17 protein-coding genes and 1 pseudogene are annotated in these 22,179 nt (G+C 73.3%); 15 read left to right on the forward strand and 3 right to left on the reverse strand.

The features are described 5' to 3' along the window. Positions 1-93 precede the first annotated feature (93 nt). The 13 genes from ACFC1F_RS05205 to ACFC1F_RS05265 all read left to right on the forward strand — a co-directional run bounded on the left by ACFC1F_RS05205 (position 94) and on the right by ACFC1F_RS05265 (position 15,878). Positions 94-954, forward strand: coding sequence for a CHAT domain-containing protein (locus ACFC1F_RS05205; RefSeq protein ID WP_376155810.1), 861 nt, complete (start codon positions 94-96; stop codon positions 952-954). Further along, positions 951-1,736, forward strand: coding sequence for a hypothetical protein (locus ACFC1F_RS05210; RefSeq protein ID WP_376155812.1), 786 nt, complete (start codon positions 951-953; stop codon positions 1,734-1,736). The genes ACFC1F_RS05205 and ACFC1F_RS05210 overlap by 4 nt, the downstream gene beginning before the upstream one ends. Next, positions 1,736-2,815 (forward strand): ThiF family adenylyltransferase, encoded by a 1,080-nt coding sequence (locus ACFC1F_RS05215; RefSeq protein ID WP_376155814.1) that lies wholly within the window; start codon positions 1,736-1,738, stop codon positions 2,813-2,815. The genes ACFC1F_RS05210 and ACFC1F_RS05215 overlap by 1 nt, the downstream gene beginning before the upstream one ends. After that, positions 2,812-4,356: an effector-associated domain EAD1-containing protein gene (locus ACFC1F_RS05220; RefSeq protein WP_376155815.1), complete on the forward strand. Its 1,545-nt coding sequence runs from the start codon at positions 2,812-2,814 to the stop codon at positions 4,354-4,356. The genes ACFC1F_RS05215 and ACFC1F_RS05220 overlap by 4 nt, the downstream gene beginning before the upstream one ends. After that, positions 4,346-5,401, forward strand: a complete 1,056-nt coding sequence (locus ACFC1F_RS05225) for a JAB N-terminal domain-containing protein (protein ID WP_376155817.1) — start codon at positions 4,346-4,348, stop codon at positions 5,399-5,401. The genes ACFC1F_RS05220 and ACFC1F_RS05225 overlap by 11 nt, the downstream gene beginning before the upstream one ends. Then, complete coding sequence (locus ACFC1F_RS05230) at positions 5,358-6,194, forward strand: hypothetical protein (protein WP_376155819.1); 837 nt, start codon at positions 5,358-5,360, stop codon at positions 6,192-6,194. Before ACFC1F_RS05225 ends, ACFC1F_RS05230 begins: the two co-directional genes overlap by 44 nt. Then, positions 6,191-8,068, forward strand: coding sequence for an ATP-binding protein (locus ACFC1F_RS05235; RefSeq protein ID WP_376155821.1), 1,878 nt, complete (start codon positions 6,191-6,193; stop codon positions 8,066-8,068). The genes ACFC1F_RS05230 and ACFC1F_RS05235 overlap by 4 nt, the downstream gene beginning before the upstream one ends. Before the next feature lie 5 nt (positions 8,069-8,073). Further along, a complete protein-coding gene (locus ACFC1F_RS05240; RefSeq protein WP_376155823.1) occupies positions 8,074-9,240 on the forward strand; it encodes an AAA family ATPase in 1,167 nt (388 codons plus the stop codon). Positions 9,241-9,335: 95 nt separating this feature from the next. Beyond that, the gene (locus ACFC1F_RS05245; RefSeq protein WP_376155825.1) at positions 9,336-10,127 is read left to right on the forward strand and encodes a hypothetical protein; all 792 of its coding nucleotides are present in this window, start codon (positions 9,336-9,338) and stop codon (positions 10,125-10,127) included. A gap of 19 nt (positions 10,128-10,146) precedes the next feature. Beyond that, complete coding sequence (locus ACFC1F_RS05250; protein WP_376155827.1) at positions 10,147-10,410, forward strand: hypothetical protein; 264 nt, start codon at positions 10,147-10,149, stop codon at positions 10,408-10,410. Continuing rightward, positions 10,407-11,093, forward strand: coding sequence for a hypothetical protein (locus ACFC1F_RS05255; RefSeq protein ID WP_376155829.1), 687 nt, complete (start codon positions 10,407-10,409; stop codon positions 11,091-11,093). The genes ACFC1F_RS05250 and ACFC1F_RS05255 overlap by 4 nt, the downstream gene beginning before the upstream one ends. Continuing rightward, entirely contained in the window at positions 11,086-12,735 is a 1,650-nt protein-coding gene (locus tag ACFC1F_RS05260) for a hypothetical protein (RefSeq protein WP_376155831.1), read from the forward strand. Before ACFC1F_RS05255 ends, ACFC1F_RS05260 begins: the two co-directional genes overlap by 8 nt. Further along, positions 12,732-15,878: a hypothetical protein gene (locus tag ACFC1F_RS05265; RefSeq protein ID WP_376155833.1), complete on the forward strand. Its 3,147-nt coding sequence runs from the start codon at positions 12,732-12,734 to the stop codon at positions 15,876-15,878. Before ACFC1F_RS05260 ends, ACFC1F_RS05265 begins: the two co-directional genes overlap by 4 nt. Before the next feature lie 24 nt (positions 15,879-15,902). Here ACFC1F_RS05265 and ACFC1F_RS05270 read toward each other — a convergent pair whose 3' ends face one another. Both ACFC1F_RS05270 and amrS read right to left on the reverse strand, forming a co-directional pair. Continuing rightward, positions 15,903-16,136, reverse strand: coding sequence for a radical SAM-modified peptide, FtsH ternary system-associated (locus ACFC1F_RS05270; protein WP_376155835.1), 234 nt, complete (start codon positions 16,134-16,136; stop codon positions 15,903-15,905). Continuing rightward, positions 16,130-17,140, reverse strand: coding sequence for an AmmeMemoRadiSam system radical SAM enzyme (gene amrS, locus ACFC1F_RS05275; RefSeq protein ID WP_376155837.1), 1,011 nt, complete (start codon positions 17,138-17,140; stop codon positions 16,130-16,132). The genes ACFC1F_RS05270 and amrS overlap by 7 nt, the downstream gene beginning before the upstream one ends. A gap of 401 nt (positions 17,141-17,541) precedes the next feature. On the opposite strand from amrS, the gene ACFC1F_RS05280 reads away from it, so the two are divergent. Next, positions 17,542-18,309: an HAD hydrolase family protein gene (locus tag ACFC1F_RS05280; protein WP_376155839.1), complete on the forward strand. Its 768-nt coding sequence runs from the start codon at positions 17,542-17,544 to the stop codon at positions 18,307-18,309. Between the two features lie 502 nt (positions 18,310-18,811). On the opposite strand, the pseudogene modA reads toward ACFC1F_RS05280, so the two are convergent. Further along, positions 18,812-19,687 (reverse strand): annotated as a pseudogene (gene modA / locus ACFC1F_RS05285) (molybdate ABC transporter substrate-binding protein); the annotation flags it as partial. A gap of 354 nt (positions 19,688-20,041) precedes the next feature. Between modA and ACFC1F_RS05290 the strand changes: the two are divergent. Further along, positions 20,042-21,907 carry a peroxidase family protein gene (locus ACFC1F_RS05290; RefSeq protein ID WP_376155841.1) on the forward strand — a complete coding sequence of 622 codons (1,866 nt, stop codon included), beginning with the start codon at positions 20,042-20,044 and terminating at the stop codon, positions 21,905-21,907. The last annotated feature ends 272 nt before the right edge of the window (positions 21,908-22,179 follow it).

Here is a 22,179-nt window from a genome sequence, read left to right on the forward strand (position 1 = left end):
ATGACCCGCTCTTCTCCCTTATAGTGACGTGCGATCAACTGCTGTACTGCAAAGATAGGTTGTGCGAATCGACCGGGCTGGGGGCGGCACACGTTGGATGACGAGCTCTTCCACGAGCTGAACAAGTGGCTGTCGGTGGCCGAAGGCACCCGCCTCCTTCGCGCGATCGGCTTCCCGCCCGCGACCCTCCCGCAGAACTCGGCGACCAGCAGTCAGTTCTGGCACGACGCGCTGACCCAGCTCGACGGCGGCCGGCTGGAGGACGGCGAGGCCCGCCTGGTCGGCGCGCTGGTCCGCGAGTGGCCGAGCAACCCCGTCTTCCGCGCCGCCGCCGAGCGCCTCTGCCTCGCCCCCGACGGCTCCAGACCCACCGGGCCGGCCGAGCAGCCACCGCTGCGGGTGCTGCTCCTGTTCGCCGACCCGGCCGGCCCCGGCCAGGACCGCCTCCGGCTCGGCTCCGAGGCACGACTGATCCAGGAGATCTCCCGACAGCCCGGCCCGCGGCCACTCGAGATCGCCGTCCAACCCGCCGCCCGGCCGTCGGACATCCTGCCGGCGCTGCTCCAGTACCGGCCCGAGGTCCTGCACTTGGGCGGACACGGCTCCCCCAACGGCTACTTCATGCTGGAACAGGACAACGGCGGGGTCGCGGCGATGTCGCTGGCCCTGCTGGCGGGCATCGTCGAGACCATCGGCGGGATCCGGACCGTGGTGATGACGGCCTGCCACCTCGGGACGGGCACCACGCCGCTGCCGGCCACGGTCGAGTCGGTGATCGCCTGCCGCAGCCGGCTCCCCGATCCTGCTGCCCTCTCCTTCGACCGCGGCTTCTACACCGGCCTGCGGCACGGCCGGAACATCGGCGACTCCTTCCGGTTCGGCCTGCACCAGGTCGATCTGGACGCCACCGGTCCCGTGGAACTCGAGCTCAGGACAGGAGGCCGATCCGGGTGACGACGCCTCGGGTCATCGTGGTCACCGAGTCCGCGGCGGCCGACCAGCGCCGCGCGGCTGCCGCCGCCCGGGAGCGGCGCAGCCGCCGACTGGCCGCCGCCGAGGCCCAGGACGCCGTGGCGGAGATCACGGACCCACAGACCGTGGAGGCGCTGCGGCAGTTCCGGCTCGGGCTCGGCGGCGCGCCGGAGCCCGGCGCGGCCGCACCGGACGCCGCGGGCGACGGGGAGTGCGCCGCCGGGAGCACCCGGATCACCGTCACCGAGCGGCTGCTGCAGCAGATGGACGCGGCGGGCCGGTCCTGCCAGGAGTGCAGCCACACATTCCGGCTCGGCGAGGCGGTGTCGCTGGCCGGCGGTCCCGCCGAGGAGTTCCTGCTGCGCCACCACGACGCCGACTTCTGCACGTCCGAGTCGGAGGCGCACCCACGGGCCGACACCGCACAGGCGGCGGCCGATTTCCACCGGGGGCTCGACGCGGCGTATCCGCCGGAGAGCGGCCTGCGGCTGTCCCGGCTGGACCCCGGCCACCCGCTGCTGGCCCGGTTCGACCAGACCGTACCGGGCGGCGCGCACCAGCGCCGCTTCGGGTGCTGGGTGTGCGGCGCGACGCTGCGCACCGGCGAAGTGGTGGTGCACTGCCCCTGCGGTCAGCCCGAGCCCTGCATGAGCGCCATCCACCGGGACCCGGCCCAGGGGCTCATGTGCTACGACCACTGGAGTCGCACCCCCGGCCGGAAGTCCTGCCTCACCTTCCTGGTCGAGCGCGGGGGGCAGTCCTGATGGCGGCGGCCCGGAACCGTGCCGCAGGCTCCGCAGAGCTGTACTCCAGGCAGCGGGCCGTCCCCGGCTGGGACCAGGAGCGGCTGGCCGCCGCCCGCTGCGTGGTGGTCGGGATCGGCGCACTCGGCAGCGAGGTGTCCCGGCTGCTGGCCTCGGTCGGCGTGGGCCGGCTGCTGCTCTGTGACCCCGACGGCGTCGAGGAGAGCAACCTCAGCCGCGGCGTACTGTTCCGCGCTGCCGACCTGGGTCGGCCCAAGGCGGAGGTCGCCGCGACGGCACTGGCGGAGCTCGCCCCGGGCGTCGAGGCGACGGCGCGCTGCGCGCCGCTGCTGTCCGGTGTCGGGCTGGCCGAGCTGCGCGCCGCCGACCTCGTGATCAGCTGCCTGGACAGCCGGGCCGCCCGGATCCAACTGGCTTCCCGCGTCAATCTGGTGGCCGCCGCGATGCTGGACGGCGGAACCCACCCCTGGGGCGGGGAGGTGCGGTACTTCCGGCCCGGCGGCCCCTGCTACGGCTGCGGCTCGACGCCCCGGGAGCTGGCCGTCCGGGACGACCCGTGGAGCTGCACGGCGCCCGGCCCCGGGCAGGCCCGGGTCGAGGCCGCCTCGGCGCCGGTCTCCGCCCTCGTCGGCGCGCAACTGGGCCTCTGGGCGGTACGGCTGCTGCTCGGTCTGCCGGTGCCCGAGGGCGCGATGCGGCTCGATCCGCTGGCCGGCACCGGCCTGGTCACCACCGCCGGAGGCCGCCGCGGCCCGTCGCCCGGGTGCCCCCTGCACGAGCGGGTGCCGGGCGACCAGGTGCACCCGGTGCCGTTGACGGTGGACGATCCGGTGTCCGCGCTGCTCGGCCTGGTCGGCCCGGCGGAGCAGCCGATGGGCTGGGCCGGGTTCGTCGGCGTCGGATCGCGCTCGCCCGTTCCCGCCACCACCAGGCTGCGCGCGGCGGACCCCGACGCGTCGTTGGGCGCCCTCGGGATCCCGCCGGGCGAGTTGATCCCCGTACTCGACGACCGCGGCAGAACCCTGTCGCGGTATCTGGAACTGAAGCCCGGAACGGGCTGGGGAGGCGGTGCACGGTGAGAACCGAACTCTACGAACAGCTGTGCAAGTACCTGCCGATGCAGGACGGGATATTAATCCTCAAGGCGATCGGCTTCCCGACGGCGCACATCCCGGCCGCCACCAGCGCCGCCCAGTTCTGGCAGGACGTGCTGACGCAGCTGGAAGGCGGGCGGCTGGTCGACGGTGAACGAGAGCTGATTCGCGTACTCATGCAGGAGTGGCCGTCCAACCAGGTGTTCCGGGAGGCCGGGCGCGCACTCGGCCTGGTGAGTCAGGAGGGCCCGGACGTGACCAGGCCGGCACCGGACGTCACGCCGTCGCCCCACACCGCGGAGGTTCCGATTGTGCCCCCTCGGCCCGCCGAGCCGCCCCACGGCGCTCAGGCTCCCTCCGGACGCCGGCAGCCCTCCTTCCCCACCCTCGTGTACATCGGCCAGGAGGCGACGGCCCTGCGGTTCGCCCGGGCGGTGCCGCTCGCGGATCCCGGTGCTCATCTGGCCTACCACAGCTTCGGGCAGCACGTGCAGCTGGCGATGGCGCTGACCCGTCCATGGGACGAGTACCGGGTGGCGCAGCTCAGGCAGGAGCTCGAATGCCCGGTCGGCGGCCGGAACGGCACCATCGAGCAGCACGACTTCGATCACCGGCCCCACCTGCTCAGGATCAACATCCAGGGGCCCGACCACGCGCCCTTCGAGCTCCCCGACGTACCGAGCACCACGACCGCCGGCGGAGTGGCGCAGGCGGTGCTCGGCCAGTACCAGGACTCCGCGTCGCGGGACCGGCGTGGTCGGCGGCGGCGCACCGTGGTGGACCACCTCCAGCCGGACGGCAGCTTCGTACGGCTCGATCCGGCCCTCTCACTCGCCTCGTCCGGGGTCCGGGACGGTGACACCCTCAACGTGTTCCCGGAGTCCACCGCGGGCGCGCCCCTCCCCCTGCGGTTCGAGGCGGTGCACCGGGTCCGGGGGGAGATCGAGCGCTACGCGGCCGCCCACAAGGAGGACTTCGCCGTCGTCCACATCGACGACGTCACCTTCCCCACCGAGTTCGAGGTCGAGTTCACCGCCGAGGGCCTGGCCCCGCCGCGGTACCTGGGAGACGATCCGGTGCCCGCGGGCGAGCACCGGGTGCTGATCGTGCTCGGCGACGACTTCCCGCTGCGGGCGCCGCTGGTGCTCTGGGAGAGCCCGGTGTTCCACCCGAACGTGACGGGGCCGGACCACCCCACCGCGCCGGAGGGCATGGTCTGTCTGGGCGAGTTGATGAGCGCGTACCAGCCGACCATGGACTTCGGGCGGCTCTGCCAGATCCTTGTCGACATGGCTCGTTACACCAACTACGAGGTGCTCCACCACGACGAGGGCGGCGGCGGCTGGGTCAACGACGAAGCCGCGGCGTGGGCCCGCTCGCCGCAGGGCCAGGCGCACATCACACGGCTCGGCGGGAAGACCCTCCGGCTGGACGCCGACGGCGTCCCGTACGTCGAGCCCGAGCCTCTCGACGCCACCTCGACCGCGATCCGGATCCGGCGCAGGGGCACGCTCGATGACCAGTGAGAAACGGTCGTACGACGTCCGGCTGTTCAAGGGGCCGCGGCTGGTGCCGAGCTGCTCCTGCACACTGGAGAGTCTGCTCCGGCTGTCGCTGGCCTCGACCCCGGCCCTGCGGACCCGCCCGGACGAGCTGTGGCGGGTCGAGGTGGCGCTGCGGGCCGTCCCGGACCGCTCGGAGATCCTCGGTCCGCCCCGGATCGTGAATCTCAGCCGCGAGATCGGCGAGATCGGCGTCCGGGTCCGGGTGGGCGAGCAGGTGGTCTACGAGCGGTCCCGGTCGGTCAACGAGTTCCTGGCCGTCGGCCTGGTCCAGCTGGTGCGCCGACTCGACCCGGACGAGGAGACCTGGGCCTTCGAGATCGGCCCGGCCCGGGCCGAGGCGCCGGCCAGGCAGGCACCCGAGGTCAGCGGCGCGGTCGACGTCGACCCGCAGTCGGCCCCGCCGCTCGCATTCACCGTACGACGTGCCGAAGAGCCCGAGTTGCCGGCCTTCGACCCGCAGGGCTGGGGGATCGACCCGGCCCGGGCCGCAGCGGAGGTCACCACGCTGCTGGCGCCCGAGGCCGCGCGGCAACTGGCCCGGGGCTTGCGGTTCTCGCGGGAGCTGGAGGAGGGCGGGTTCCTGTCAGGACAGCCGTTCCGGCACCCGGACGACCCGGACCGCTGGATCGTCGTCGTGCACCACGTCCTACCCGCCCGCTTCTCCGGCGCCTCACGAACCCACTTCACCTTCACCGGCGACTCCTTCCGGGAGATGAGCCGTGAGCTGACGGAGCGCTTCCCGGGCGAGCGGCTGGTGGGCTGGTACCACACGCACCTCTTCCCGGCCACTGACGAGTTCGGGCTCTCCGGCACAGACGTGGACCTGCACCTGGCCACCTTCCGGCGTCCGTGGCAGGTGGCCGCGCTGATCAACCTGACCGAGGACGCCCGAGTCCTTCGCTGCTACGCACGCAGAGCCGAGGAGATGGTGCTGTGCCCGCTGGGACGCCGGGATGAGCGTGATGGAGCGGTCCGTTTCGCGACTGCTGGCTTCGGCCTGCGCTGAGCCGTCGGGACCGTCACTCGCGACGGTTTCCTGGCAGCCGCCGACGGAGGACCCGGCGGCCGCCGCGGCCCGGCTGGCGGCGGTCACCGCGGCCCGGCTCGGCCTGCAGCAGCCGCCACTCGGCGAGTGGCAGCCGCCGGGGGCCGAGGTCCTGCTGCTCGCCGCCGCGCTCACCCGCCCGGACCCGGCGCCGCAGGCGGCCCTGCTGATCGACGGGGTCCGGTCCAGTGCCGACGGCACCGAACTGCTGGCCCGGCATGGGCTGGTGTCCTGGGCGCTGTGCCCGGCCGCCGGGCTGCGCCTGGACCCGACGCTGGCCGACCTGTTGCTGGACCGGTCGCCGCTCACCGGAGTCCTGACGCACCCGCGGCCGCACCGCGCCGACGAGTGCGGTGAACTGCTCGACGATCTCCTGCTCCGCCCCGACACCCGTCGGATGGTCGTCCGCACCCTGGCCGAACCTGCGCCCGACTCCGCGCGGACGGTCGGCTGGCGGGCAGAGGTGCTGGAGGGCTACCGGCTCACCGCCGAGGGCCGTCACTTCGTCCTGGACGTCTACGAGACGGCGCTCCTCCAGCACGGCCCGCAGACGCTGCAGCTGGTACGGCGCGCCGATGACCTGCTGCGGGCCGGGGACGACCCCTGGGCACGGGCGGTGTGCGCCTGGTGGGGGCCGCTGGCCTGGATCCACCGTAACCGGGTGATGGAACTCCAGGAGCGCCCGCTGCTGGTGGACCACCGGCCCGGTATCGAACTCTTCCGTCGTCATTCGAGCAGAGGACCGACCCTGTGAGCCTCTTCCCGCTGACGATCGTGCTGCCGGAGGAAGACCTCGGCACCGTGCTCCGCGGCACCCGGGACGACACGCCGATCCTGCAGGCCCTGCGAGGCCGCGGCCTCCGGCTGATCGAACCTCTCCCGGAGACGCTGCACGGTCGCCGGTGGCAGGACTTCGCCGTGGAGTTCCGGTCTCTCCACGAGCTGCCGCCGTGGACGGTGCTGCACCCGGTGCCAGGTGACACCGGGCCCGCGGCCGCTCCGCCGCCCGTCGCTCCCCCCGGCGGGCCGAGGCCCGCAGGTCCGAAGCCCACCGGTCCGCTCGCGGCCCGCGGCCACCCGGAGTCGATCGAGGAGGCGGAGGCGGTCCGGCTCACCTACGCCCAGCAGATCGAGCAGGTCGCCTCGCTGCTCGGCAACGGCCTCCCGGTGCTGGTGGTCTGCGACAAGACCCTGACCCGCCATCTGCACGAGGCCATCTGCCTCCTCGCCGAGCTGCGGCCGGCTCTGCTGGAGCCGGAGGCCGTGGCGTCCGACGCACCGGCGTCGGCCGAGGACATGCTCGCCGGCGTGAGCATGAACCCCCGTCAGCGCCGACTCGCCCGGCTGCGGGAGATGCTGCGCGAGCTGAAGCACACCGAGGTACTGGTCCTGCCTCACCTGGACCTGCTGTGCGGCGGATCCGACATCAGCGCCCACGCCGAGGGCCGCGACCTGGTGGAGCTCCTGTACGAGTACCCCGAGCGCCTGGTGCTGGCGTTCGCCCACACCGCCCTCCCACTGCCCGAGGTGCTCGCCGAGCGGTTCAGTGTACGGGTGGGCCTGTCCGGGATGCCGCCACAGGTGTCGCGCTCCCCCGGGACGGAGATCCCGCTCTGCGAGGCCCTGGTGACCGAGGCCGAGGCCGGCCACTTCACGGGCTTCGACGCCGAGGAGTTCTTCAAGTACGTGGCCGGGATGAGCCCGGTGCGGCTGCGGCAGGCCATGCGGTACGCCCATCAGCGGCACGGCGGACCGGAGCCTGCCACGGTCGACGACCTGCGACAGACCCTGCTGGAGTTCAAGGCGCAGCAGTCCCAGAGCTTCGAGCTGCCGAACGTCACGCTGGACGACATCGGCGGCTACGAGGACGTGAAGACGCAGATCCGCCAAGCGCTGCGGATCATCCAGGACCGCCGGCAGGACACCGGTCTGCTGCGCGCGGTCCAGGGCGAGCTGATTCCGCGCGGGTTCATCTTCCACGGCCCGCCGGGAACGGGGAAGACCCTCTTCGCGAAGGCGATCGCGCGGGAGATGAAGGCGACCGTGCAGGTGGTGTCGGGCCCGGAGATGACCGACATGTACGTCGGCGAGAGCGAGCGCAAGATCCGGGAGCTGTTCGCGGCGGCCCGGCGCAGCGCCCCCTCGGTGATCGTCTTCGACGAGTTCGACGCGTTGGCCACCGAGCGCTCCGGCCGCAGCGACGGTGCCAGCCGCGCGGGCAACAGCATCGTGGCGCAGATCCTGACCGAGATGGACGGCTTCCGGCCGGACGTCCAGATGCTGGTGATCGGCACCACCAACCGGATCGACATGATCGACCCGGCGCTTCTGCGCCCGAGCCGTTTCCAGAGCATCTCCATCGCTCTGCCGGACGTCGAGGCCCGCCGGGCGATCCTGCGGCACCATGCCAGGCGCTACGGTCTCGAAGCCCGGTTGGGCCGGCACGGCCTGCTCGACATGGTCGCCAACGCGGCCGAGTTGTGCAACGGCGACGAGCTGCGGTCGATCGTCCGGGACGCGTACGTGGGCCTGGTGTACCGCCAGGAGGAGCCGGATGCGTGGCGGCTGGGATCACTGGTGGGGCAGGTGCTGCAGACGCACCGGGACAAGAAGGCGGCGAGGAGATGAACGCGGTGGACGAAGGCCGTTGGGACCGCGAGGAGGTGGAGCGTCAGTCGTTGCTGAGGCTCAGGGGGGTGGCCCGCGCCGTCGAGCAGCACTTCGTGGGCCGCGACGAGGTGTTGCAGATCCTGCAGGTCGCGCTGATCGCCCGGGAGCACGTCCTGCTGCTCGGCCCGCCGGGGACCGGCAAGACCGAGCTGGTCACCCGCCTCGCGCAGGGCATGCAGCTCCCCGTGTTCACTCGGCTGCTGACCCGGTTCACCGAGCCGGCCGAGGTGTTCGGCCCGGTCGACGTCGGGAAGTTGCGCGAGGGCAGGTACGCGGTGCGCACCGAGGGCATGCTCCCGGAGGCCCCGATCGCCTTCCTCGACGAGATCTTCCAGGGGGGCAGCCCGATCCTCAACACCCTGCTCACCGTACTCAACGAGCGGGTCTTCCACGACGGGACCGAGCTGCGGCAGGTCCCGCTGGTGTCGCTGGTCGGCGCCGACAACGCACTGCCCCGGGACCCGTCCACGGCCGCGTTCGCCGATCGCTTCCTGCTGCGCGCGGAGGTCGCTCCGGTGGCCGGCCGACACCTGGAGGCCCTGGTGGAGTCCCGCCTCGGGCGAGGTCCACAGCAGGGATTCCTGGCCGGGCCTCCGCAGCCGACCGGCTTCCCGTTGCGAGTGGAGGACCTGGACCGGCTGCACCGGCGGCGGCTCGACGTCCGAGTGGAAAAGGTGGTGCCCGGCTACACCGAGCTGATCCGGGAGCTGCTGGACGAAGGGGTTCGGCTGTCCGACCGGCGCATCGTCAGGGGGATGGGCCTGGTCGCCTCGGCCGCCACCCTGCGTGAGGCGGACGAGGCCTCGCCGCGCGATCTGTGGCCGCTCGCCCACGTCTGGAGCGACCCGGACGAGGCGGAGACGGTACGGCGACTGGTCGAGCAGCGGGTCGAGGACGACGGCGGCAACCCGTTGCGCGCGGCGCCGGACGCGGACCTCTTGGTCACCCGGGCCCGCTTCCTGGCGAGCCAGGTCTCCCCGGACTCGACGGACGCCGCGAAGGAGAGCGTGCTGCGCCGGCTGAACGAGATCCGGATGGAGTTGACGAACGGGGACCCGAATGCCAGGTCCCGGGTCACCGAGGTACGGGACCAGATCGACCGGGTGTTGGCCCTGTGGCCCACGAACTGACCGTGGAGATCCCCCACATCTACTCGCCTGTCCTGTCATAGAATTGACGTTACGTCATCTCAATCGCCCACGGACTGAACCCGACGGGGGAACACATGTGCAATCCGCGCAGGGTCGTCATCACCGCCGCACACAAACTCGCCGAGGCGTGGGAGATCGAGGTCGAACGCACCGCGCGGCTCAGCAGCGACGTCACCTCCGAACTCACCGTCACGCTCCCTTTCGGCAGTTCGCTGGGCCCCGCCACCCGGGTCGCGTTCGAATCCGGGCTGCGCACCTCCGGCCGCTGGAGCGAACGGGGAGCCGAGATCGTCCTGTCGCTGAACGCGGCCGAGGTCCGGTACCACCCCGCCGACGGCACCCTGCGGGTGGTGGCCCGGCTCAGCGACACCGTCGACACCGCCGTCACCACGCGGTTGCGGGACGCCGGCACGGTCACGCGGGAGATCTCCGGCCACGGCGAGGGCAGGTACGACCCCGACACGCGCCGCCGCAGCGAGGCCGACGCCCGTCGCGACGCGCAGGCGAAAGCGGAGGCCGACCTCGCCGCCAAGATCACCGCGGCGGCCGCCGGCATGACCGCCGCGGCCCGCAGCGAGCAGGACAGGGCCGAACAGCAACTGGGCGAGGACGCCCAGACGCAGGCCGACCTGAGGGTCGCCGAGCAGCACCGGACCACCGAGCGGGAGAAGCGACGGGAGCTGGACGAGCGCAACCGCGCCCGGCTCGACGACCTCCGCGACGAAGCCCTGCTGGCCGTCAACTCGGTGCTCGCCGACGCCTACCGGCGCGCCGTCGTGGACTACGCACGCGCCCACGGTGCGGTCGACGTCGACCAGCGCGAGGGCGACGGAGTTATCGACATCCAGTTCGAGATCGAGGGGTGACTCAGGAATGCGGGTACGAGTGAACGTCCGTCTCAACACCCGGACCGGTGAGGTCGAGCTCTTCCAGGTGGACGACGTCGACGCCGCCGGACGCCGGGGCGCCGACCACGAGGCCGAGCACGACAGGATCGCCGGCGAGCTCGGCGAAGTCATGGCCCGCCGCCCGCGGATCGATGAGGTCCGGCCCGGCGCCCCTCTGCCGATCCCGGTCGGGGGCCTGCCCTGGCACATCGAGGAGGAGGATGTCAGCCGGTCCGAGCAGGAGCGGCAAAGCAACCGATGACCGGACGGGCCGAACTGCTGCGCAAAGCCGCTGAGTGCTTCATCGAGGCAGGCGCGTACGCCGACGCGGCCCGCTGCTACGACGCACTCGGACAGCGCTGGACGGCCGCCGATGCCTACGCGCGAGCGGGCGAGACCGAACAGGCGGGAGAGGTGTACCGGCTGGCGGGCAACCCGGAGCAGGCAGCCCACTGCTTCCGCGCCCTTGGGCTCACCGACCGGGCCGCGGCCTGCTGGGAGGAGTACGACCGGCCGCTCGACGCCGCCTGGGAACTGCTGCTCGTCGGCCGGCCCGCCGGGCACCTCCTCGCCAGGGCGGCCGCAGCCGGTGCCCAGCCCGAACGGCTCGCGCTCGCCACCGGCCTCCACGAGTGGACCGAGCATGCCGATCCGGGCCCGACAACCCGGGCGCTGACCCTCGCGGAGCACCAGCTCTCCCGCCCGGGCCACCGGCAGGAGCGGCAGACCCTGCTCTCCTGGGCACTGGAGGCCGCGGTCCGGACCGGACGGCTGGACCGAGGCGGCCGACTCTTCGCCGCGGCCTGGCGGCGGACCGAGGAGACCGGGCACGACCCGGAGCTGATCGACCAGTGGCGGCAGTGGGCGCAGGAACACCTGGGCGGGACCTGGGGACTACCCGCGCCCGAGGCCGCATCGCCCCGGAGGGGAGGCGTGCGTGGCTGACACCCCGCGGCCCGGGAGCCGGTGGCCGGGGCTCTGGTCCGAGCCCACGGTGCCCCCGCAGCAGCCGCCGCCGTTCACAGCGCGCCGGCCGGCGGACCCCGACGGGCCCGTCCCCGGTACCGGCGCACCCGTCCCCGTCCAGCCGGCCGGGCCCGCTCCGTGGCGCACCGCTGGCCGGTTCGGCTCCACGGCCGGCGTGTTGGCCTGCGTGTCGGCGCTCGCCGCGGCGGGCGAGGAACGGTGGTCCTGCTTCCGGGCGGACCCCGCCGACTGGTGGCTGCTCACCTCGCTGGGACCGCTGACCGGCGAAGCGCTGGTCCGGGCGGCCGGCGGCCGGGCCGCGGCCGTCGACGGGGAATGGATCACCGGTGGTGCCGAGGCCGGCCTGGACCTCGCGCTCCGGACGGTCCTCGCCGGGACGCCGGTGGACGCAGTGGAGCTGGCGGCCGGTTGCCCGGTCTCGCTCGACCTCCCGACGAACCCGCCCTCGCAAGTCGCCGTCCTGACGGTCCCCCAGCTCCTCCCTTCGGTGCTACGCCGGACGGCCTCGGCGGGAGTCGACGCGTCGCTGCTCCCGGTGGTGAGCGGCCCGCTGCACACCGGCGGACGGGAACCGACGGCCGGGTCCGAGACGCTGCTCCTGCTGCTGTCCTCCGCCGGGCAGAGCGGCAAGGCGGCGCTGCCTGCTGCCCTGGTCAACTCGCTGGCCCGGCTGCCGCGCACCGCGGTCTGCAGCCGGAGCGGCCCGGACGAGCGGCTACTGCTCGACATCCGGCTACGGCTGCCCGGCGGCCGGCTTCCACTGGCCACGGCCGTCCCGGACGGCGAGCTGTGGCTGGTCACCGACGGAACCGAACTGCCGCCCCAGCGGCTACGGGTGAGCGGCGAACCGCTGCAGGTCGCGGACACCGCTGCCACGGGCCCCGTCCCGGCCGTACCGGCCCACGCCGCGGCACCGGCCTCGGTCGCGTCGCCGCGGGCGCCGTTCGACCGGCTGCGGGTTGTACCGGGTCGCGGCCGCGAAGAACGGGTGGCCGGCGTACTGCTGGACGACGGCCAACTCGACCTGCTGCGCCGCTACCTGCCCGGCCGTCCGCTCGGCGAACGGGCCTTCCTGCTCCTCGGCGACGGGCTCCACCTGCTGCTCGAACCCACCCAACTGCTCTCGGCACTGCCGTTCGGCGACCCCTGCTACCGGCTGGGCGTCGGGAACTGCTTCGTCGAGGCCGCGCACGTGCTCACCCCGGCGCTGCCGCCCGGCGCGCTGGTGCGCACCCTCGGGTTGGACGCCGAGACCCTGGTGGTCTGCCGGCCGGAGGGCTTCCACCGCTTCGCCCTGGAGCATCTGGTCCCCGCCTGGACCCTGTGGGTCCCGCCAGCCCCCCAGCAGCGCCCACCCAGTCTGTCCCCCACGGCCCAAGCCCTGCTGGCGGCCGCCGAGCAGCTGCTCGGCGCGGCGTCGGTGCAGGCCCCGGCCGGCGCGGTCCCGGCGGATCCGACCGAGCCACTGGCCCGGGCCACCCGGCTGCGCGCCGAGGGCCGCTATGCCGAGGCCGCCGAGTGCTACCGGCTCGCGGGGGACCCGCTGCAGGCAGGCCACCTCTACGAACGCGCCGCGGCGGAGGCCGCGGCCGAGTCGTGACCGCCCGGCCACTGCTGTCCCTCAGCCACGGCCGCGCCCTGGCGCTGGCCCCGGACGGCCTGCTCCTGCTCTTCTGCGACCGGGACGCGCTGCACTGCCTGGACGACGGCGGCCGACCGGTGTGGACGACGCCGCCACCCGCACCGGGCTATGCGGGCCAGGTCGTCGACGCGGTGTGGAGCCACGACGGCGACGAGATCCTGCTGCTGCGCGCCGGGGCCGTCGACGTCGTCGATGCCGACACCGGACGCCACCGGCCGCTGGCCGCGGGGCTGCCACCCGGGCCCGGGGCCCGCCGCCTCGCACTCTCCCGGGACGGTCTGCGGGTGGCCTACCCGGCCGAGCGTGGCGGCATTGCGGTCATCCACCGTGCCGGGGGGACCACACGCCACCTCCCGATGACCGACGAGACCGTCGACCTGGCCTGGCGACCCGGCGGGGACATCCTGTGCCGGGCGACCGAGAACTCGCTGCAGTTGTGGGACGTCGAGGGCCGGCGGATGCACCGGGCGGCTCTGAGCAACCACCCCGGCATCACCGCCGTGGCCTGGACCCCGAACGGAATGGAGCTCTACGTCGCCGACGACGCGGGTATCCACCGCACCGGGCTGCGCGGCGGCCCGGTCGTTCCCGTGGCCCGCTCGGTCGGCCGGGTCATCGCACTTACCTGCATGCCGGATGGTCGGGTGGCTGCGACCGTGGCGGGCCAAGGCCTGACAGTGTTCGACGAGGGCGGGCGCACCCCGGCTGCCGAATGGGCGGGCGATCCGCGCACCCGTTGCGACGCAGCGCTGTCGCGGTGCGGACGGCTGCTGCTCAACGGCCCGCACGACACCGAGCTGTGGGCGATGACCGAAGCCGGTGTGAACCCTGCGGCGCAGCGGCCCGGCCGACAGCTCCGCCGCTGGTCGGCCGCCATGTGCGCTTCCATAGGCCGGGCGCTGCCCCGGCTCGACGGCCCGCGTCCGCAAGTGGAACGCCACCAGGACCTGGCAGCCGCGGAAGCCGTACCGGCGCTCCCGGACACCGGGTGGCTGCCGGCCGGGGAGGGTCTCTACCTCGCGGACGGCCCCGGACGGCTGGTCCGGTGGTCGGGCAGTGCACGCACCGGGGCCTCGCCGGACCCGCTCGGTCGCGCGGCCGGGGAGCCCGGGACGCCGTGGGAGGCCCGGATCCCGCGCGGCTGCCTGGAGATCGCCGTCCAGCCGACCCCCGGGGGGTTCCTGGCGGTCTCGACCCGCAACGATGTCGGGGCCGTCCATGTACTGAGCTCCGCCGACGGACGCGAGACCGCGCGGCTGGACGGCGGCCAGGGCGCCGTCTGGACCCCGTGCGGGCAGCCGCTGCTCGCGGTGCCCGAGGGCGGAGGCCGGCCCGGACAGGTGCTGCTCCATCGGCTGAACCCCGACGGCTCGGCGGCCGACCGGCAACACCGGCCGGTCGCCAACGGCGTCGGCCGACTCGCATGGTCCCCCGACGGGAGGTGGCTGGCCGCAGGAACCAGGGGCGGCATGGTCGTGTGGGAGATGCCCGCCTTCGAGCTCGTTCACCGCGCGACCAGCGAGGCGATCGGCTTCGTCTCCCGACTCGCCTGGTCACCGGACGGCCGGCACCTCGCCGCCGCGCCGGCCAGCGACCGCGAGCCGCTGACGGTGTGGTCGACCGAGAACTGGCGGCTGCGGCACCGTCTCGGCCGGCCCGGCGGCCTGGGCTGGTCGGCGACGATCGCCTGGTCGCCGGACGGATCCCTGCTGGCCGCCCCCGGCCCGGACGGCTCCGCCGTCGACCTGTGGGACGTGACCGGCGAGACCGTCGCGCTGACCCTCCCCGGCCCGCCCAGCGGTCGGGGCACCTTGTGGAGCGTGCGGTGGTCCGCGGAGGGCCGACAGCTCGCCACCGCCCACACCGCGGGGCCGATCCGCCTGTGGTCGCTGCGGCGCGGTCGCGGCGCCGCACCGGCCGCGCCACTACCCATGCCCGCCGAGTCCCTCGCCGACCTCGCGCTCGCCGCAGCCGCCGCCGGAGCGCAGCCCTCGCTCGCCGACCTGGCCGCGCTGAGCGGACTGCTCCGCCCGAACCCGCGCGCCGACCTGCGCCTGCTGTGGGGACACCGGTCCGCGGCCGCCCTGCGGGCCCTTGCCTGGCCGCGCTCCGCCCACCCCGCGCTGGTAGGCATGGTCGCCTCGTTCCTGCCCGGCCACCCGAGCTTCGCCGCCCCGCCGACAGCGGGCCCTCGCGAGCTGCGCGACGCCCTGCTGTGGGGTCTGGAGGGGGGCAGTACGGCCACCCCGCCCGGAGCCGTGTCACCCGGACGGTACGGGCAGGCGTTGCAATCCTTCCACCGCGAGCTGCTGCCCCTGGTGATGCTGCTCGGTCCGGACGCCGTCCGCGAGGACCCCGGGCTCGCCCGTCGGCTGCTCCGGCTGCCCTGGGCACAGTCGGTCGAGGCGGCAGGGCGGCAGCTCCCCCGGTGGGGAGTGCTGGGTCCCGGCCGCGCCGGGGACGCCGTCGACGCCGCCACCGGCGCGTCCGCGCCCGGCGAGCTCACCCGGCACGGCCCGCCACAGCGGTTGCTCGCCTCGCAGCTCGCCCTGCCCGGAGAGATCTGGCACGCCCTGCTCGCCCGGGACGCACTGCTGTACCGCGCCCGCCGGTCGCAGCCCCCGGACCGGCTGCGCTCCGCCGTCCTGGTCCTCGACGACACGCCCGCGGCCCACGGGCAGGTGGGCAACAGCCTGCGGTCCTTCGCCCATCTGCTGGCGCAGCGGCTGATCCTGACGGGACGCGGCGTGGGCCTGGTCACCCTCGGCGGACCGCCCGGGGCGCGGCAGCTCCACGAGGTGGGCGATCTGGCGGCCCTGTGGTCCGTGGCTGCCCCGGGGCCGCCCGACCGGGAAGTCGCTCTGACCGAACTCGACGGGCTGGCCCGGCAGCTGCACGACGCAGTGACGGGGCCGCCCACGCCGGTACTGCTGACGCACCCCTTCGAGCCCGCCCTGCCGACCCCCGATGCCGTGGCGGTCCGGGTGCACTACCCGGACCGGCCCGTGCCGACGCACGGGAGCCGCTGCTGGGTGCTGCCTCCGACGCCCGACCCGGCGGAACTGCTCCGGGTACTCGACGAGGTGTTCGCCGCCCTGTGATCCCCGTGGTCCCCCTCCCAGAGGTCAGCCGCACATCATCTGCTCGATGTCTTCCGGACCGAGGCTCTCCAGCAGGCGTTCCAGTAGCTCGGGCCGAAAGGCGTCGCCGAGCACCGCGACACCATCAGGGCCGAAGGTGATCCGCAGGCGCACCAAGTGGCCGTCGGGGTGGTCGGGGTATTCCTCGGGCTCGATGAGATCGGGGAGGTCGGGCACCACCCGGTACCTCACGTCGCTCGGCTGACGGTCGTTCACCATCGTCCCTCCAATCGGATCGCACAGTCCGGGCAGCGGCCGTCCGACAGCCGGTTCTCCTCAAGCCGCCACAGGCCCCGCCGCACGACCTCGGCACCGCAGCCCGGACACCGGGTGGCCCGCCCTTCGTCGCCGAGCGCCCGCTCCACATAGACGTGCAGCAGGCCCGCCTCCCGGCCGATCCGCGCGGCCTCGGCCAGCGCCTGCGGCGGCGTCGGGGGCACGGACCTCATCCGGTAGGCCGGAGTCAACCGCATCACGTGCCAGGGGATTCCGGGACCGACGGACGCCAGGAACTCGGCCATCCACCGCAGCGGCCCGGGCTCCGCACTCACCCCGGGGATCAGCGGAGTCGAGACCTCGACCCACACGCCGGAGGCGTGAAGGGCCCGCAGGGTCTCCAGCACCGGGGCGAGCGGTGCCCCGGTGAGACGGCGATGCGCGACGTCGTCCGCAGCTTTGAGGTCGAGGTTGACGGCCGTCAGGACGGGCGCGAGCACGGTCAGGGCCTCCGGGGTGAGGAATCCGTTCGACTTCCACACCAGCGGCACACCCAGCGGCGCCGCCGCCGCTGCCAGGTCGAGCGTGACCTCCGCTGCCAGCGACGGCTCCGTGTACGACAGGCCCACGGCGGCGCCGCGCCGGGCGGCGTCGCGCACGACCTCCTCGGGCCGCACGGGAACGTGGTCGATCACCGCATCGGTGTCGCGACCGTACTGCGACACCCGGTGGTTCACGCAGTAGTCACACCGGAAGGTACAGCCCGGCGGCGCGATCGTCACCACCTCCGACCCCGGGCGGAAGTGGAACAGGGGCTTGCGCTCGACGGCCTGAACGTGGACCGCGCTCGTGTTGTACGCGGCCGTCTCCAGTACGCCGCCGCGCCGGCGGCGTACCCGGCAGGCGCCGTCCTCCCCGTCCCGCAGGCCGCAGCGCAACGGGCAGAGCTGACACTGAATCAGATCGTGCTCGATCGGCTCATGGAACGCCGCCGGGCGCCACTCCATCGCGCTCCCTGACCTCTGGCCCCCGCCCCCATGGGGGCGCCGTCGTGCACCCACCGCACGGCACCGCCCCATCCTGCCAACTCACCGCCCACCCCGGGCCCGTTCGCACGAATTCCCCGTAGGCCACGCGAATTGCACCCCGCTCGGCCGCCTCGGATCCCAGTCGCTCCTGATCGACGCCGGCATCAGGAGCGCCTTCGCCAGCCCGTTCCCGAACACGGCTCCCGCCCCCGGCAGTCCAGCGCGATGCCGTCGTCGGTGAACACCAGAGCCTTCAGCCAGAGCCGTCGGTCGGATCGGGCAGCCTTGGCCGGCCGTACGGGCCTCGGCGCCACTCATGGAACCCTCGAACGGGAACCCTCGAACGCGTGACCGCATCGGCTGGCGGATAGCATCCTGAGATGATCAAGCTTCGCAGTCGCACCGCGGTCTTCGACATCGACGGAACCCTCTGCTTCGACGGGCGGACGATCGACGACCGGATCCTCGCCGCGCTCGGCGAGTGCGAACGCGCCGGACTCCACCTGGTCTTCGCCTCCGCTCGACCGATCCGGGACCTCCTGCCCGTACTCGACGGCTCCTTCCCGGCAGCGACACTGATCGGCGGGAACGGAAGTCTCACCGCGGTCTACGGCAAGGTCCGCGCCCGGGCAGCGTTCGACCTCGCAACAGTCGGCATGTTGCTCGACGCGGTCGGTCGACACGCCGGGACGTACCTCGCGGACGGCCCCTGGGACTACGCGTACACCGGGCCTGACGACCACCCGATCCGCAATCGTGTCGACCAGGGCAACCTCGCGCGCCACGTCGACATCGCCGAGCTCCCCGAGGTCGTGAAGTTCCTCGTCGTCGGCGCTTCCGACATGATGGCGATGGCCGATGCCGGACGGGCGCTGGGGCTGACGGTCAACCACCACCTCGACGAGGGGATCATCGACTACGCACCCGGGACGACCACGAAGTGGGAGGCCCTGCAAGCGCTGGGAATCAGCGACTACGCCGCATTCGGCAACGACATCAACGACCTCGACCTCCTGCGGAACGCGGAACACTCCGTGCGCGTCGGCTCCCACCCTGGCCTCGACGACGCCGCACAGCTCACCGTGCCGGCATCACCGGAGGACGTCGCCGGGGCGATCTCCTCGCTGGCCGCCGCTGCCCGCGGCTGACCGCGGACAGCGGCGTAGGGGTCAGGTGACCCAACCGCACCCGGTGCTTCACCGCGACGGATTCCGGGCCACCTGGCTCTCGCGCAGACTCGTCGCCGGGGCGAACACCCCTGCCAGCAGGGCCACTTCCGGCGATCCACGGGAACCGGATCGCCGGGAGCACGCCCCACCCCGGCCGCCCGCGCCCGCCTGTGCGCGGCCACGCCCGGTCCGGTCGAGCCAAACAGTCATTCGACATCGAATCCGACGTCACGTCAGGACTGCGGGATCGCCGCCTCCCCGTCGTCCGGTTCGCGGTGGCACCGCCCGCCCGCGCCCACGACCCGGGGACCGGACGTCTCCCCCGGGCCACGCCTGCGGCCGGTCAGGACGTGGCCGACGAGGGGGAGGCGGAGTTGGCAGCCGAGGCCGGGGCCGACGCGGATACCGAGGCCGACGCGGACACGGACGTGGACACGGACGTGGACGGGCACGTCGAAGGCGCGGCGGACGGGGAGGCCGACGGGCCGAGGAAACCGGCGTCGGTGAGCACCTTCTGACCGTCCGGCGACTGCACCAACGCGACGAACGCCGAGGCCCCGGCCGAGTTCGGGGCATGGGCGAGCGTCGCGATCGGGTACTTGTTGATCGCGCAGGCGGCCTCGGGGAAGTTCACGCCGTCGACCTTGCCGGCCGCGCCCTTGACGTCGGTCTGGTAGACGAGCCCGGCGTCGGCCTCGCCCAGCTCGACCTTGGTGAGCGTGGCGGTGACGTCCTGTTCGTAGCTCACGGGCGTGACCGTGACGTTGCCCGCCGCGAGCGCGGTCTGGGCGGCGGCGCCGCAGGGGACGGTCTTCGCGCAGAGCACCACCTTGACCGAGGGGTTGGCGAGGCCCTGCAGCGCGGTGATGTGCAGGGGATTGCCGGGCTGGACGGCGATCTCCAGCTCGTTGCTGACGAAGACCGTGGGAGTGCCGGCCGCGTCGCCCTTGTCGGTGACGGTCTTCATGGTGGCGGGACTGGCGGAGGCGAACACGTCCGCCGGTGCGCCGTTGACGATGCCGGCGGCCAGGGTGTCGCTGCCGCCGAAGTTGAAGACGACCTTGGTGCCGGGATGCGCATCCTCGAACATCTTGCCGATCTGGGTGAAGGTGTTCTTCAGCGAGGCGGCGGCGAAGACGGTCACCGTGCCGGTGACCGTCGGCGAGGCCGAGGCGGAGGCGGCGGGGATCGACGAGCCACTCGAACCGCTCGAACCGCTCGAGGAACAGGCACTGAGCGCCAGCAGAGCTGCGGCGGCGGCGCCGGCAGTGACGGAGCGGTACACGGTGATCTCCCTGGGCCGTGGGGGGCGGTCCTCGCGAGCATAGGGCGGGTGATACCAGCAGATAGGGGACATCCGGCTCGCATTAGCCCGACTGAACGAGCACCTGGCCTGGCACCTGCCAGGCCAGGTCATCCCCGCCGCCGTCATCCCCGCCGCCGTCACCGTCGACGCCACCACCCTCGACGCCGTCACCGAGCGCGACCTCCCGGCGTGCCCCGACCCCCTCCTGCCCCACCCGCCCGACGACGCTGCGGTGGGACCCGCCGCACCCGGCCCGCCGGAAGCCCGACGCGCGGGTGGACGACGGCCCTCCTATCGTGGAATTGAGCGTCCACAGAGGAATCGCCCCTGCCATGGGCCCGCGCCGACTCCCGGCACCCAGTCCCCCAGCACCACAACACGTCACCGCACTTACGGGGAGTCATCATGACTACGCCCCGCGACTCCCGCCGCTCCGCCCCGGCCCCGACCGGCGGCGGCTACCGCACCTCCCTCCCCTGGCGGATCATCACCAGCGCCTCCGAGTACGTCGACCGACGCATCGGCTGGGACCGGTTGCCGGTCGCCCCGGGCCTGCTGACCCTCCTCGGACTGCGGGTCAGACTGCGTCAGCAGAACCTCCACGACACCGGCCGGCTCCCCTCCGTCGATCCGCCGACCCCCGCACCCGCGTCCGCGAAACAGCGGGTCAACCGGACCGCCGACGGCAGCCACAACGACCTCGGCGAGCCCCGGATGGGCATGGCGGGCACCCGCTTCGGTCGCAACGTCCCGCTGGACCGGATCGCCCCGGCCACGCCCGAGTCCGTCCTGTCCAGGCCGAACCCGCGCGAGGTCAGCCGCGCCCTGCTCACCCGGCACGAGCTGATCGCGGCCGAGTCGGTCAACTCTCTGGTCGCCGCCTGGCTGCAGTTCATGATCCGCGACTGGTTCAGCCACGGTACGAGCCCCACCGACCACCCGTGGGAGGTGCCGCTGCTGGACGACGACCCGTGGCCCGAGCGGCCGATGCGGATCATGCGGACACCGGAGGACCCGACCCGGGACCCGCACGCCCCCGCCGGGACCCCCGACACCCGCGTCAACGTCTCCTCCCACTGGTGGGACGCCTCCCAGCTCTACGGCAGCGACGGGACCGAACAGCGCCTGCTGCGCACCGGAGAGCTGGGCAAGCTGCACGTGTCGGACAACGGACAGACCCCGTTCTCCGCGGACCCCTCGCGTGACCCCTCCCGCATTCCCGGCTTCTGGCTGGGCCTGGCCCTGATGCAGGACCTCTTCGTCCGGGAGCACAACGCGATCTGCGACCACCTGCACGGCGCCTACCCGTCCTGGGACGACGAGGAGTTGTTCCAGCGGGCCCGGCTCGTCAACGCCGCACTCCTCGCCAAGATCCACACCGTGGAGTGGACGCCGGCCGTGATCAGCCACCCCACCACCGTTGCCGCCCTGCGGGCCAACTGGTGGGGCGTCGCGGGCGAGCGCGTGCACAGGCTGTTCGGCCGGATCAGCGGGAGCGAGGTCGTCAGCGGCATCCCAGGAGGCGGCACCGACCACTACGGCGTCCCCTACTCCCTCACCGAGGAGTTCGTGGCCGTCTACCGCATGCACCCGCTCGTCCGCGACGACTGGCCCCTGCGGTCCGCCGACGACGACGCCGGCCTGCGGCAGTGCACGTTCCGTGACATCTCGGGGCCCGACGCGCTGAAGGTCCTCGGGACCCTGCGGACGGCCGACCTGCTGTACAGCTTCGGCACGCTCCCGCCGGGCCTGGTCACCCTGCACAACTTCCCGAGGTTCCTGCAGGAGTACCGGCGTCCGGACGGGAACCTGCAGGACCTCGCGGCCACCGACATCCTGCGCAGCAGGGAGCTGGGCGTCCCCCGTTACAACGAGTTCCGGCGGCTGCTGCGGCTGAAGCCCGCGCAGGACTTCCAGGAGCTGACGGACAACCCGGAGTGGGCCGAGGAGATCGAGCGGCTCTACGAGGGCGACATCGAGAAGGTCGACCTGACGGTCGGGATGTACGCGGAGAAGCTGCCCACCGGATTCGCCTTCAGCGACACCGCGTTCCGCATCTTCGTCCTGATGGCGTCACGGCGGCTGAACAGCGACCGCTTCTTCACCGAGTACTACACCCCCGGGGTGTACTCCAAGGCCGGCATGGCCTGGATCGACGACAACACCATGGTCACGGTGCTGCTGCGCCACCACCCTGAGCTACGGACGGCCCTCGCGGGCCTGACGAACGCCTTCGTGCCGTGGCACACCGCCGGGAGGCCGCCGAGCTGACGTGCCTCCCCCTGGCCCTGGCGAACGATGGGGCCTCCCGCCGGGCGAACGAGGGGCCACCCGCTTGCCGAACGAGGGGGCCGCCTGCGGGGCCGCCGGCCAGGCCGGTCCGGTCCACGCCGACACGGGCGAGCCGTCGGACCGGACGCCGCCCGCGCCCCCGGCCGCCGACGGCGGTTTACGTCCGGGGCCCGGTGTGCCAGGCTGAAAGCGTGCGTGGGTTCCCCGCACCCGACGGCGGGAAACCCGGCTCCGGTGTTCCGGAATTGTCA

This window comes from Kitasatospora sp. NPDC056181, assembly GCF_042266225.1.
In the GTDB taxonomy this organism is placed as follows: domain Bacteria; phylum Actinomycetota; class Actinomycetes; order Streptomycetales; family Streptomycetaceae; genus Kitasatospora.